General features: G+C 34.8%; 11 protein-coding genes. 2 read left to right on the top strand and 9 right to left on the bottom strand.

The features are described 5' to 3' along the window. Nucleotides 1–273: 273 nt before the first annotated feature. A complete protein-coding gene (gene glmS / locus D4A81_RS09700) occupies nt 274–2,115 on the top strand; it encodes a glutamine--fructose-6-phosphate transaminase (isomerizing) (protein ID WP_111526056.1) in 1,842 nt (613 codons plus the stop codon). A 105-nt stretch (nt 2,116–2,220) separates the two neighbouring features. On the opposite strand, the gene D4A81_RS09705 is transcribed toward glmS, so the two are convergent. The 4 genes from D4A81_RS09705 to D4A81_RS13200 all read right to left on the bottom strand — a co-directional run bounded on the left by D4A81_RS09705 (nt 2,221) and on the right by D4A81_RS13200 (nt 6,062). Continuing rightward, the gene (locus D4A81_RS09705) at nt 2,221–2,385 is read right to left on the bottom strand and encodes a hypothetical protein (RefSeq protein WP_242977771.1); all 165 of its coding nucleotides are present in this window, start codon (nt 2,383–2,385) and stop codon (nt 2,221–2,223) included. Between the two features lie 150 nt (nt 2,386–2,535). Further along, nucleotides 2,536–4,284 carry a hypothetical protein gene (locus D4A81_RS09710; protein WP_111526055.1) on the bottom strand — a complete coding sequence of 583 codons (1,749 nt, stop codon included), beginning with the start codon at nt 4,282–4,284 and terminating at the stop codon, nt 2,536–2,538. Between the two features lie 27 nt (nt 4,285–4,311). Beyond that, complete coding sequence (locus D4A81_RS13285) at nt 4,312–5,787, bottom strand: hypothetical protein (RefSeq protein ID WP_174705946.1); 1,476 nt, start codon at nt 5,785–5,787, stop codon at nt 4,312–4,314. Nucleotides 5,788–5,873: 86 nt separating this feature from the next. Further along, complete coding sequence (locus tag D4A81_RS13200) at nt 5,874–6,062, bottom strand: hypothetical protein (protein WP_111526054.1); 189 nt, start codon at nt 6,060–6,062, stop codon at nt 5,874–5,876. Between the two features lie 333 nt (nt 6,063–6,395). Here D4A81_RS13200 and D4A81_RS09720 point away from each other — a divergent pair, with 333 nt between their 5' ends. Then, complete coding sequence (locus tag D4A81_RS09720; protein WP_119808303.1) at nt 6,396–8,150, top strand: IS1182 family transposase; 1,755 nt, start codon at nt 6,396–6,398, stop codon at nt 8,148–8,150. Nucleotides 8,151–8,430: 280 nt separating this feature from the next. On the opposite strand, the gene D4A81_RS09730 is transcribed toward D4A81_RS09720, so the two are convergent. The 5 genes from D4A81_RS09730 to D4A81_RS09750 all read right to left on the bottom strand — a co-directional run bounded on the left by D4A81_RS09730 (nt 8,431) and on the right by D4A81_RS09750 (nt 14,479). Next, complete coding sequence (locus D4A81_RS09730; RefSeq protein WP_111524821.1) at nt 8,431–8,829, bottom strand: hypothetical protein; 399 nt, start codon at nt 8,827–8,829, stop codon at nt 8,431–8,433. 63 nt (nt 8,830–8,892) lie between these two features. After that, on the bottom strand, nt 8,893–10,524 hold the full coding sequence (locus D4A81_RS09735) for a choline-binding protein A (RefSeq protein WP_242977647.1): 1,632 nt from the start codon (nt 10,522–10,524) through the stop codon (nt 8,893–8,895). Nucleotides 10,525–10,772: 248 nt separating this feature from the next. After that, the gene (locus D4A81_RS09740) at nt 10,773–12,395 is read right to left on the bottom strand and encodes a helix-turn-helix transcriptional regulator (RefSeq protein WP_111524820.1); all 1,623 of its coding nucleotides are present in this window, start codon (nt 12,393–12,395) and stop codon (nt 10,773–10,775) included. 14 nt (nt 12,396–12,409) lie between these two features. After that, nucleotides 12,410–13,795, bottom strand: a complete 1,386-nt coding sequence (locus tag D4A81_RS09745) for an extracellular solute-binding protein (RefSeq protein ID WP_111524819.1) — start codon at nt 13,793–13,795, stop codon at nt 12,410–12,412. A gap of 453 nt (nt 13,796–14,248) precedes the next feature. Then, complete coding sequence (locus tag D4A81_RS09750) at nt 14,249–14,479, bottom strand: helix-turn-helix domain-containing protein (RefSeq protein ID WP_111524818.1); 231 nt, start codon at nt 14,477–14,479, stop codon at nt 14,249–14,251. Between the last annotated feature and the right edge of the window lie 82 nt (nt 14,480–14,561).

Below are 14,561 nucleotides of genomic sequence, written 5' to 3' on the forward strand. Positions count from 1 at the left end.
ATTTTATATAAATTTTTTTAATTTTTGAAAAAAAGCATTCCAAATTTCTTTTTCATATGTTATCATAACACAAATTTTTCTTTACTGAGGAATAAGGGAAAATTAGCGCCAGGGCTTCGGGAATTCCCCTAGCCGACGAGGTAAACAGTTATCGAAAGATTCGGCGGATGCTGTTTCGGAGTAGTGCATCGTAAGAGAAAGAAAAAAAGCGAAATCAAGATCGTAACAAAAGCTTTCTTCGCACAATAAACAATTAAATAGGAGAAAAATACTATGTGCGGTATTGTTGGTTTTGTTGGGCAGGGGAATACAAAGGATATTCTACTGTCCGGTCTTTTGCGTCTTGAATACAGAGGCTATGATTCTGCCGGAATAGCCCTATATTCTCATCCTTTTACTGTGGTAAAATCTGTAGGTAAATTGGAGGAACTGAAAAAAAAGGTTATAGCTTCCAAGGAATGTGTGTTTCCCTGCTCTATGGGAATCGGTCACACACGTTGGGCAACTCATGGTAAGGCTGATGAAAAAAATTCTCATCCACACTTATCTATGAATAAAGAAGTGGTGCTGGTTCATAACGGTATTATTGAAAATTTTGTAGATTTAAAGAACTTTTTACAAGAAAAAGGATACAGTTTCTACTCAGAAACCGATACCGAGATTGCTGTAAACCTGATTGAATATTTTTACTTGAAAGAAAAGAATATTTTAAAGACTCTCTTCTTAGTTCAAAAAGAGTTGAAAGGTTCTTACGCCCTTGCAATTATGTTCGAAGGTGATGCAAATACTCTTTATGCAATGAGGAAGGACAGTCCTTTGATTGTAGGAAAGGGCGAAAACTCTTTTTATATTGCCTCAGATATTTCAGCATTTTTGGACTATACAAATGAAATATATGTCTTGGAAAACAAGGAGATTTTAAGCCTTTCAGAAAATGAAATACATATTTATAACAAAAATAAGGAAGAGATAAAACGCTCTTCCACTATAGCCAATCTTGATCAAAGCCGAATTCATAAAGGAGAATATCTACATTTTATGGAGAAGGAAATCTTTGAGCAACCACATGCTGTGAAAGATACTCTGCTTTATGCCTGCGGTAAAGAAAATGATGACTTTTCCTATGAAGCCTTCTCTATGAGTGAAAGAGATTTTAAAGATATTAGAAGAGTCAGAATAATCGCATGTGGATCTGCATACCATGTAGGCTATGTATTAAAGTCAGTTTGTGAAAGTCTGGCAAGAGTTCCGGTACAGGTGGAGCTTGCAAGTGAGTTTCGCTACAATCATCCAATTTTAGAAGATGGCGAACTGGTTATCAGTATAAGCCAGTCAGGAGAGACTGCGGATACTTTGGCTGCAGTAAAAGAAGCAAAGAAATTTGGAGCAAAAACTCTTTCCATTGTAAATGTCAAGGGATCTGCAATTGCCGAGGAATCCGACTTTGTCTTTTATACACAGGCAGGACCTGAAATTGCAGTCGCCACTACAAAGGCATATAGCTGTCAGCTTGTTGCAGGTTACATTTTCTCAATACTTTTAGCTAAAGCAAAGGGTAAAATTAAAGATGAAGAAACTCATAGCCTCAGAGATGAACTTTTCCTTCTACCGGGTAAGATTCAACAATGTCTTTCCCTAGATGGTGAAATCCTACCTATGGCAAAGAAGCTGAAGGACTCCGACGATATTTTCTTCCTTGGAAGAGGTCTTGACTGGGCAATCTCCATGGAAGGAGCTTTGAAGCTTAAAGAAATCAGCTATATTCACTGTGAAAGCTACAGCAGCGGTGAGCTAAAGCATGGTACAATAAGTCTAATAGAAAAAGACAGTCCTGTAATCGCTCTTCTTTCCCAGGAGGAACTCGCCGGAAAAAGTATTTCAAATATTCACGAGGTAAAAAGTCGCGGGGCAAAATGCTTTGCTCTCACAATGGAAAATATTTCTATAGATGAGAATGACTTTGTACAAAATCTTAGTGTACCAAGTACCCATCCTCTCTTTGCCGGAAGCCTTTTGGTAGTTCCACTGCAGTTTCTCTCCTATCAGGTCAGCCTCTTAAAAGGATTAGATCCTGATAAGCCAAGAAATCTAGCAAAGTCTGTTACGGTAGAATAAACTATAGCTTCCAAAAAAGAGTACAATTATTCAAAGGGGCTGCCATTTCCCGACAGCCCCTAAAACATATTCTTATTTTGTATAAGTTTTAAATTTATTAAAATATTACTTTGTAGGTGGTGCATCCTTACTACGTTTAAATACCATTGTGCTGCCCTCAATGTCAAATGTTAATTCATCGCCCTTTATAATATAGTCCAAGTCTTCTCCCTCTATTGTAATCTTACAGTCACTCCACTTTAGATCTGTCGCTTCACCTACATAAGACATTGTACCGGTTCCATTATCTTTTAATATTACATAACAATCATCCAGTTCAATAACTACTGCCGTAAGTTACCACCCTCAATTTGATAACGCATATTTTCCTCTTTTTGTATTAATTTTAAATTTCTTATTATTATAGATTATATATCATTTTTATCCGGAGATGCTTAAGCCTTCAAATATCTCAAACAATCCTTTGCCATCAATACTTATATCACCATACTCTTCATCAATGTCAAATGTAATCCTATAACAATCTCCCTCATATTCTAACAGATCTTTATTCTTTAATTCTATGTAATTACCATAGCCTTCACCTATCGAAGATACCAATACATCAGATTCATCAAGCATTATTACATCTATATAAGCATCTGTTTCATCAACACCATATAAAGGCAAAATATATGTATCTGCCGGTATTGTTACATTGGGTTTTTTCACTTTACCATTTTCATCCACTACACTGCATTTGAGATCTACTAATGTTTTATATGCTCGATCATCAATAATTCTGCCTCTCTCATCATTTGTTTGTAATCTGCCATCATCAGCAACAAACCATTCCCTTGAAATAATAAATAAATATAGTAGATTGCCCATTGATTGACCCTTAAAAGATTTAACATCTGTAAATGTTTCATCTAGACTTTCATATGTTGCAATATTACCATTCTGACTCCAATCGGAATATAAATTTCCCAATGATAAATATACGAATTCATCATTATCTAAATCTAAGTCTGTCAATCCAAAAATATGTAATCTTTCTATTTCATCAGAAATAAACACATACATATAATAATTGCCATTCTTTTTTATAATATAAGATTTACTATCATATCCGGATAATTCTCTACTTTGATCACCTACCAAAATATTAATTCCATCCTCATATATATTCAATGTTTCCGGATTCTGTTTATAAATATTATTTACAGCTATAGCATCACTTCTACCATCGCCGTCAACATCCAAGTGTAATGTCATATTCCCTGCTACTATTGGAACCACATAGTCATTTTCCTCATATACATATTTTTGATTAAATATCTCCTCATTCTCTTCAAAAGATATTGTAATAACTTGAGGACCATCGGTCTCAGCTCCCAAAACTCTTGTATCAAAATATACAGTTACACCCATCGGACTTATAGTCCAAACAAGATTATCATAATTACTTTCCCTTAGGGCATCTGCATATTCTGAAGGATTTTGAATATTAATCTCCTCATAGTCTTCATATACTCTTTTGTCCACCAGCTCGAAAAATGTTTTATCATCTTTTACCACATCCAAAAAGTTCAGCCTATTTCCTGTAGATGTATCAAAGCTTACAGAATTCCTTGAATATCTTTCAGATGCACCATAATCATATTTTGTATAATTGAGTATGCTTACCACATCTTTATCGGCTCTCATTATATAACTGTCAGTTTCTTCTGTGAAAACTTTTTCACCATATCCCTCCAGTCTATTAGACTCTTCTTCTTTGGCAAAGTTTTCGAATATTTCCCTTGTACTTGCGAATTGTTCATCTACTTCTTTATTATATTCCTCAAATGCAGCTATAAGAGGTTCGAACTCTTCCCCATCATCTTCTAATTGTATATACTTATACTCTATATGATATAAGGTCATACCTAAGTCATCATATGATTCCTCTCCCACTTTCTTTAGGACTATATGAGGCTTTGAATGTGGCTTTTTCTCTCGTTTTGTATCTGTTTTCTTGTCAACTTTCTTTTTGGATTCTTTCTTACCGGAATCCTTTTTCTTTATAGCTTCAGTTTCAGTATCAGACTTATCATTTTCAACACCTGTATGAAACGAAGGCATACATGATACTAATGAGAACATAATCAAAATGCAAAATATCAATAATCTTATCTTATGCTTCATTTTACTACCCTTTCAGTAATACCAATACTATGATGAATAACTAATTCCTTCAAATAGCTTATCTAAAGTCTCTCCATTAACTCTAATATCCCATAAAGATTCACCATGCTCAATTTCTATTCTATAGCAAGATCCGTCATAGTCCAAAAGACTATAATCTTTCAAGTTAAAATATCTGTCCTCTGGTCCACTCCATTTACTTTCTTCCACATATTTTTCATCTATAACTCTTACATCTACATAATTTTCATTATCTGTGTAAAGCAATAATATATATGAATCTTTCGGCAAGGTAGTATTTTTACCTGTTTTTCCACCACTATCTACTTCAATACAATCAATATCACTAATAGTATACAAAACAGGTCCATTCGTTATTTCATAGCGATTACCCTTTGGAGCCGGATATGCCTCATCATCTATAATCCATTCTATTGCAGTTGTATTTGTTCCAAATGTATCATATCTCATAGCACCAAAAAATGAGTTTGCATCAGTAAAAGTTTCCTTTGTAGAATGGCCTTTATATGAATTATCACTTTGTTCCATATATACTTCTCTATATGCCAAACTAACAACTTTATATTCATCCTCATTTGTCTCCAATGTAGAAAGATCTACTCTATAAAGCAAAGTGATATCATCTACCTCACCTACAAACAAATACATATAATATTTGCCACTCTTTTTTATAATATATGATTTATAATCATATCCATAAATTTTTTCACTCTCTTTATCTCCAACACAAATCTTCAATCCGGAATACACACCGTCATAAACTTCCTCCCCTTCTGCAAGGACTTTATCTGTGTAAACAATTTCCCTTTCTCCATCTCCATCAATATCCAAAGATAACTTCATATCTCCTAGTAGAGGAATTACATAATCATCTTCAGGCTTTGTATACTTAGATTCAAATATATCCTTTGCCTCATCAAAGTACACTGTCACAATCTGTGGATTTTCAAGTCCACCATCCTCATTATAAATATCAAAGTAAATCGAAACACCTTCTGCATTAGCAGTCCAAGCAAAATCATTACCGTTTTCTCTTACATACTCTGATGGAGTTACAAAATCATTATATTGATAGTACTCCTCTGCTCTATCATCTGCCAACTCAAAGAATTTCTCTTCATCCTTTACCACATCCGAAAATTCCAGTTTCTTACCTGTTGTAGTATCAAAATTTGAAGAGTAGCGATGGTATTCAGGACTTCCACCACCATAATCAGCATATTTGTAGTTAATCACACTTACTATGCTTTTATCAGCCCTTACTATATGAGTTCTTGTATCAACTCCAGGTGTTTCGTATGCATATTCCTCTTCCGCATACTCTTCTTCATCGGCAGGATGTGGCTTGATTACCAGTTCCCTCAAGTCATTTTCAAATGCTTCATCCATCTCTTCATTATACTTATCAAATGCCTTAATAAGCGCTTCAAACTCTTTACTATTTTCTCGTAATTTAATATGAACATTATTTATTGAATACAAATACTTGAAGCTTGGATCCGGTTCAAAGGAACTTTCATAGTTTTCCTCTAAAAGTATATGTGGTATTTCAGATACTACCCTATCATCTACCGGTTCTTTACTTGAATCCTTTTTTTCTTATTTCCCTTAGACTTTTTCTTATCTTTTTTTCTCTCGGACTCAGTCCTACTTGTACCTGTTTCTTCATCTTTTCCACCTGTTCTTATACAGGATACCGACATAAACATAACCAATAATAAAAATAATATTACAGATAATTTTTTCTTGATTTTCATCTCACCCCTCCAATTTACATTACATCTCTAAAATCTATTGTAATACATCTTCACAGAAATTATTACTGCTTAAACTATTAATACCACTTTTTAACCTCAAAATATATTACCTAACGAATACTTTTTCGCTATTTATTAAAATATTATCTGATGAATACCATAAAAGTATGGTACTATCATTGATAGTATTGCACAAAAAACGGGGCTGTCGGGAAATGGCATCCATAAAAGAGGGAGGTGTGACTCAAAACGAGTCACACCTCCCTAAGTTTTTACATAAAAAAAGATGGCTAACGATAACCATCTTTCTCCGTTACATGTTATAATGTAACTATGCTCACAGTTAATTATTATAACGACTTTTTTGAAATAGGTCAACAGAAAATCAACTTTAGCTTCTATGAATTGAGTTTACCCGATGACGATCCAGTCTATACCCTAAAAAAAGTTATGGAGGATTTAGATTTTTCCGGACTATTAGCCAATTGTTCGGACAAGGGAAGAACAGGGTACAACCCGATCATGATGTATGCAGTTATTACTTATGCAAATATGCGTGGAATACGCTCTATTGATCGTATTGTGGATTTATGTGAAAGAGATATTGCTTTTATCTGGCTTACTCAAGGGAGGAAGCCTAAAAGAGATGCTTTTTATGAATTTAAAGGCAAGAAACTTACTTCAGATATCCTTGATAATCTAAACTATCAATTTATGAGAAGATTACAAAAAGAAGGATTTGTAACATTAAAAGAATTGTTTATTGATGGAACGAAAATAGAAGCTAATGCTAATCGTTATACTTTTGTATGGCGTGGAAGCATTAATTATCATCTTGCAGGTCTGCTGGATTCTATTGATAAGCTTTATTCAGACTATAACTCTTTTTTACAAGATAACGGTTTTGGGGAGAAGTACGAGCTTGGAAATGCACAGATGTTTGTGATTGACGGAATTGATAAAGTCAGAGATGTTATTGAAAAGAATAGAAAAAGAAAGATTACGAAACATAAAAAGCTATCTAATAACCGTATTATAGAGATTGATAACTGCTCGCCTATTGAAATACTTAAGCTTCAGAAAAACCTTATGACTATTGCTGACGGAGAAGGTATTGTATTTGTTAACGGAAAGGGTAAGAGAAAGCCAAAGCTTCAACAACTCTATGAAGAACTTGAGCATTGTGGACAGCGATTAATGAGCTATAAAGAATGCTTTGAAATTATGGGAAAAGATAGAAACAGCTATTCCAAAACTGATTTGGAAGCAACTTTTATGCGAATGAAGGAAGATCATATGCTGAATGGGCAGCTAAAGCCTGCATACAATGTACAGATAGCAGTAGAGAATTATTTTATTGTACATAGTTATGTAAGTAATGATCGTACAGACTATAACACACTGATTCCTGTCCTTGAAAAGCATAAGAAAGCATTTGGAGAAGTGCTTGAAGAAGTTACGGCAGATAGCGGCTATTGTAGTGAGAAAAATCTCTTATATCTAAAAGAAAATAAGATAGATAGTTATATAAAACTACAGGATCATGAAAAACGAAAAACAAGAGCATACAGTAAAGATATAGGTAAATACTACAACATGAAGACAACAGTATTTGAGGATGAGCAAGTCTATATCTGTCATGACGGCCGTGAACTGAGACATATCAACACAGAAAAGAAAGAACAGAATGGTTATACACAAACATATGAAGTATATGGATGTTCAGACTGTAGTGGATGTGAACATAAGTCTAAATGTTTATACAATTATAATCCTGATAAAGATATTGATAAGAATAAAGTAATGAAGATCAATGAAGTATGGGAAGAGCTCCGAGAGAAGTCACATGCTAACATACAGAGTGAAAAAGGTATTCTGAAACGACAGATACGCTCTATTCAAACAGAAGGTCATTTTGGAGATATTAAAGAGAATGAAGATTTCCGACGCTTTAACTATCGTACTTCAGATAAGGTTTATAAAGAATTTATGCTTTTTGCAATAGGAAGAAATATAAATAAATATCATCGTTTTCTCTATGCCAAACTAAAGAAATTTGAAGGAAAACTACAGGAGAAAACAGCATAGTAAAAAATGCAAAAGCAAAATTTCAGCCAAGGGGGTTTTATGCCCCAAAATAGCCAGTATTATAGAAAAGTAAAATATCCTGACAAAGTCGCAAAGCCAAAACGCCTTGTATTTGTCAGGATATTTCTATTTCGTTCTGTAGGGATTAAAATTCAGTATTTCCCGACAGTCCCATTTTCAAAGTTTTCTATCATAAATATATAATAGGCATCATCATCCAACACATCAACAACAGAACTTACTGTTCAATTTCATAAAAGAGTTTTATATAGTAGAAGTTTTAAGGCTTTAGAGCATCTGTTCCTTCTCTTGCAAATTGCAAGTCTATTGATGCTCCAACCTGATCTTTTAAAAATCCGTCAAATGTAATTGTATCTTCACCCAATGTTCCTACCATATTTACCTTGTCAACTTTAACTGTCACAGTAGTATTATCATTGAACCATTTACCTTCTACCCTTATATCCTCTGCTATCAATTTTGCCTGTCCGTCAGCATTTAACTCAACAGTAAATCCTTTCATCTCATCACGAGAAAGATCAAGTCCAAATGCTTTTCCTGATACAGCTATATATTTTCCTACCAATGCTTCATCTCTTTTTCTTCCATTACCTGAGCAAGCCAGGCAGATTAACAAACTAATCATTATTAATATAAAAGCTAAACTATATCTTTTCATCTTCCCTCCTTTTTGGAAATTGAACAGTTTCTGCCAGTTTATATTGGATTCAAAAACACTTGTCTAACGAATATATTCTCCATTTTTATCAACTTTGAATCCATCAGGTGTTTTTTCATTTGTATACATTGATCCAAGAGGTCTTGAATTTTCTATATTCTTAAAATACCATTCACCATTACGCAATTCCCAAGTCCAATTAGTTGTATAGTTATTAAAGAAATACCACTTTTCACCTATATTGTGCCAACCGATAAACATCACACCGTCTAAAGGATTTAAGTAATACCACTTTCCATCTTGAGGATCTAGGTGCCAACCCTTTTTCAATGTATCCCTAGTAGTTCCAGAATAGTAATACCAATTGTTATTTTCTAATATCCAACCTTGCTTAAGAGGTGAGCCGATTCCTGAACTGCCCTTACCTATAGCCTTATGACCAATTCCTCTACCACTTCCACTATTATGGCTTCTTTCGACTTTTCCTGTACCGCTACTTCCTACTGTACTTCCACTTCCTACAGTTCTGCCAGGAATTACTACTACTCCAGGTGTGGTTGTTCCGCTTTCACCGGGAGTTGTTCCGCTTCCACCGGGTGTTGTTCCGCTTCCGCCGGGTGTTGTTCCGCTTCCGCCTGGTGTTGTTCCGCTTCCACCGGGAGTTGTTCCGCTTCCACCGGGTGTTGTTCCGCTTCCACCGGGTGTTGTTCCGCTTCCACCGGGTGCTGTTCCGCTTCCACCGGGAGTTGTTCCGCTTCCACCGGGTGTTGTTCCGCTTCCGCCTGGTGTTGTTCCGCTTCCACCGGGAGTTGTTCCGCTTCCACCGGGTGTTGTTCCGCTTCCGCCGGGGATTGTTCCGCTTCCGCCGGGGGTTGTTCCGCTTCCGCCGGGTGTTGTTCCGCTTCCACCGGGTGTTGTTCCGCTTCCACCGGGAGTTGTTCCGCTTCCGCCGGGGGTTGTTCCGCTTCCACCGGGAGTTGTTCCGCTTCCACCGGGAGTTGTTCCGCTTCCGCCGGGGGTTGTTCCGCTTCCTGATGGATTCTTTCTTGTACAAACTATTGTATATAATGGATAATTTACACCTACCAGTACCTTAATATCATTTGCTGAGTTATATTGATACATATATGCACTATATACCTGAACCGGCTTTACCACATATACTACACCCGCATCATATAATGTAGCGGTAAACTCTGTATTATCCAAAGACAGCCAAGTCATGTCCGGTGCTCTACCGGTCTGATCATTAATAAGTGTATTACCTGATTCATCTTCATATTTAATTACATATGGATATCTATTATCACGACATACCAAATTATAAGTCACACCACCTGTATATGTAACCCAATTAAGCGTTACGGTAAGCAAATCATTTGACGAACTCAAAGTAACATCAGATGGTAAGTTCTGATCTACACTGCTTTTAACATAATATGTTATACCGCCTTCAGTAAATGTAGGCTGCACAGGAATTGTAAATATTTCTGTACTTAAACCGATGCCACCCAATCGACTACCGCTTTCTGATTTTATAACATTTCCTGATTCATCTACATAGTTAACAGTGTAATCAAAATATGAACCAATAGCATAAGATTCCCTTTGCATAATACACATTAACGCCAATGTCAAAAATAAAAATACTATAATTTTAACTATCTCTTTTGTAATTGCCTTTCTCTGACTCATAACACCTTCCTTTCTTATTATATTTTTATGATTTACAACAATACTAAAATTTATATATAGTTTTCCCTCCCTTCCTATAAAAATATTACTGTTTGTACTATCAATATCATATTTCACAATAAAAGTATATTACCCAAAGAATACTTTTAAGTTAGTTTTCCAAATATTATCTGATGAATACCAAATAAATGCACAAAAATACACCTAACATTTGTATAATTTATACTAATATTAGGTGTTTCTAATTTTTATTTTAATATTTCATTAATCCTTCCACAGCGTACCAATAGATCAATATATATTTGTAACTCATCTTTAGAATTGACTTCAAGCTTTGTATATATATTTCTATTATGTTTTCTTACTGTATTTAAACTTATACAAAGTAAGTCCGGTAGTTCTGCAATTTCATGTCCATTTACATAATATTCCAAAATATTTCTTTCTGATACAGTCAGGTCCTTTGAATTTTTTATAAAGCGATCAAACATCTCTTCTATTTCTGATGGAACTGCACCCATACTCTTGTATTTTTCTTCCTTGCTCTTTAGAAACTCCGCAAGAATATCTATCTCTGCAATTCCTGTACGAGAATCATTTTTATAAAAATCATCTGCTTTCAGATTCTCTATTCCCTTTTCAATCGGCTTTACAAACTGTCTGGATATTATAAATGATATTATAAACATGACAATACTAAATACCATTAGTATTGCTATCATCATTACTTTTTCATATCTTTCCTGTGCTTCAAAACTACCATAGGAAACAAGTACGGCAATCGCCCATTGCCTGCCTTGTGGGTCAAATGCACCTTCTATTGTTTGTTGTACTCCAACATATTTCCCTTGTGAATTAAAGTAAACATTATATATTTTGCCTGTATCAATAAAAAGGTCATCATTTTCATTAATATAACTATTGCCCTGAGAACCACTAAGTCCTTCACTAAACAATAACCTATCCTGATCTACAGGTGCGATTATGGTCACCATATCACCATATTTACTTTCGAATTTGGGATAGCTTAGACGGAACAAAAGACCACTGATTTCAAGACCGCATATTCCATATCTTTCACCCTCGCTTCCAATCACAGGTACACTTAAAAATATGCTGTTTTCCCATGTATCCTTCAAATGTTGTCTGTTAATCCATAAGTACTCCTCTGTTGTAGGATTGGTATTCGCTGTAGATATCTGATCATTAAACCAGTACATATCCTCCGTATTAAATTCCATATTCCAACGATTATGTATCTGTATTTTATTCTGCATAGCTACATTTGGATTACCGCGAAATAGAAACACATCATCTTCCAAAACATTTCCACTTACATTTGCCAACCTCAAATAAACTCCACTACGTGAACATTCTGCATTCGGGGCTGAAGTATTTACTGTCGTATCAAATACCGCATACACTCCACTCGCTCGAGTAACATGTAACTTGCCTTCTAATAGCATATACATGTTTTCCTGCATCGTTCTAAGTCCTTTTTCATCATTTTCCAATTCTTTTATATTATAGGGATATGTCAGAACATCTCTCTCCATATATGTTGTAAGTCTCTTTGACAAATCCATACCATTTGTTATGAAGAGATCCATTCTCTCTTTAATATCTCTTTTTTGATTTTGTAAATGGACTTGCAGGTTTTGTCCAATTTGTCTTCCACTCTCAGAAAACACACCTGAAGCCACCAACATAACTAATAATATTCCCGTTCCTGCCAAAACCAGGCAGCAAAGATATATCATAAGCTTGCTACGCATTGATCTACTTTGATGATTGATTCCCTTTATAATATCGCAAAAAGATAGCTTTTTTCTTATAGTTGTAGACCTGTTTTTTTCTTTATTTTGTTCCATTTTATGTCTCCAAACTATTGCATCGCCTTCTTTATATTTTGATAAGCCTCCTCGATATAAGCCTCTTTATCCGGCTGTTCATTATTTTGCAAAGCTTCTTTATATTCCTCTTCTGCCCTCGAGAGCTCAAGTCTTACATTCTTTTCAAAGTGCATCTCCAAATCAAGATAGTTAGGTAATTGTGGTGCGACATAGAAAGTATATTCTTCTTTGGTTTTTGATATAGCCTCATATAAACTTCTATACTTAGTACTCTCAAGCTTTCCAGATACTTTAGAAAGCTGTTCAAATGCCTTATCTGTTACAGGCATGTATCCTGCTTTTACTACAAATTCCACATTATTGTCAGGCTCTGTAAGCCATTTCAAAAATAATGCTGCAGCTTTTTCACGCTCTTTAGTAGACTTAACTGTACAAAAACCTGCTCCCCTTTGCATAACCATCTTTTTACCACCCTCAAAAACAGGTACAGGATATGATATAACTTCTATTGGTTCTGAAATATTGTTCTCATACGTTACAATATCCTCATAATACAGTACGCTTGCAGAGGATGCTACACTCACTATGGATTTTCCCGTTCTTAGAGGTTCTGTGGCATAACCATCACGTAACCACACTCCACCTGAAATAGCCGCATCAGCATAAGGCTCCCAAATCTTTCTAAACTTATCTCCAAATGCCAACTTACCACCTTGTAATGCATCTGTAAAAAAGTATTCACCCAGCGACTCACAGCCCACTTGGAAATAATTGAAATGATAGTCATGTACAAAGAAATTTTCTCCATCATTTGGAATATCCGGAGTCTTATCATCTGTCCATTTTTCATAGAGTTTTGCCATCTCAAATAGACCTTCCCATGTGGCAAGATCCTCCTCTCTTGCTCCGGTTTCTTTTGCAAATCGTTCAAACAATGTCCTGTTTACAAAAAGAATCTCCGTTGACTTCGCCACCGGAAACACCATAAGCTTATCATCTATCATTCCTTCCTGCACAAATGCCGGAATAAGCTCATTTAACTCCTCCCCTGTGAAATAATCCTTATAATCTACCAAAATATCTTTATCAGGTAGTGACAATACAGTCTTTGGATATGATACAAACATATCCGGAAGATCCGCAGACCCCGGCTCATTTTTTGCTGCTGCAATTACAGCTTCATGTATAGTATTTGTATTTGACACACTTGTGACCTGTATTCTTATCCCCTCTTCCTTGCCACGAGTCTCATTAAATCGGTCTATAATTTGATTAAGTGGAGAATCTGTCTGGCCTCCATAAACATGCCAAAGTGTAAGCACAATAGGTTTATCACTCTTCTTTCCAATGCCTGCACAGCCTAGAAATATTGTTGTCAATAGCATTACAGCCAAAAGTAAGTATCTTTTCTTGTACATTTTCCCCTCCCGCTCTAAATTACAATAGCATTACTTAATACCATTAAGCATCCTTTATCCACTTGAAATAATTCACTAAATTTTATACAAAAACTACCACTAAAGCCGGTAGTTTCTTAAATACAAAAAACCGAATCTATATTACTATTTTACCTTGACTTTATACATATGTCCATACCATTTTTAGCATATCTTAAGATATATGTAATACTTTATGTATAAACACACACAATATATGCATATTAATACCTTAATAAAATATTCCAATATACACAATATTTGCTTAGTTGATTCAAAAAACAAAAACCCCATAAACTCAAGGTTCTACTTGAATCTATGGGGTATAATTTTAAAGTGATTATCTCTTTGAGAACTGTGGAACGTCTGTTTTATAGCATTTTAAGGTGTTTTGTTACTAGTATGTTCCTACCAATAACTATTTGCAAATAACTTCTACTGATAATACTTTTCTCTTTCTTCATCTGTGGCAGTCATTTCTATAATATCTTCCACACGTAATTTAGTCATTAAACAAAGTTTATTAAGTGTATCTAATGTAATAGATTTTCCTTGTTTTATATTTTCTAATGTTTGAGCGGATAATAATTTTTCTTTTTTTATTCGAGTGTAATTGTATCCCTTCTCATTCAGCTCTTTCATAATATCTATTTTATATCTAATCATAATTGTGGTCCTTACTTTGTTTTCCTGATTTTAAGTATATATTATGTCTTATTTAAAAGCAATAAAAAAGTTCTAAAAATAG

The organism is Lachnoanaerobaculum umeaense (assembly GCF_003589745.1).
Lineage (GTDB): Bacteria > Bacillota > Clostridia > Lachnospirales > Lachnospiraceae > Lachnoanaerobaculum > Lachnoanaerobaculum umeaense.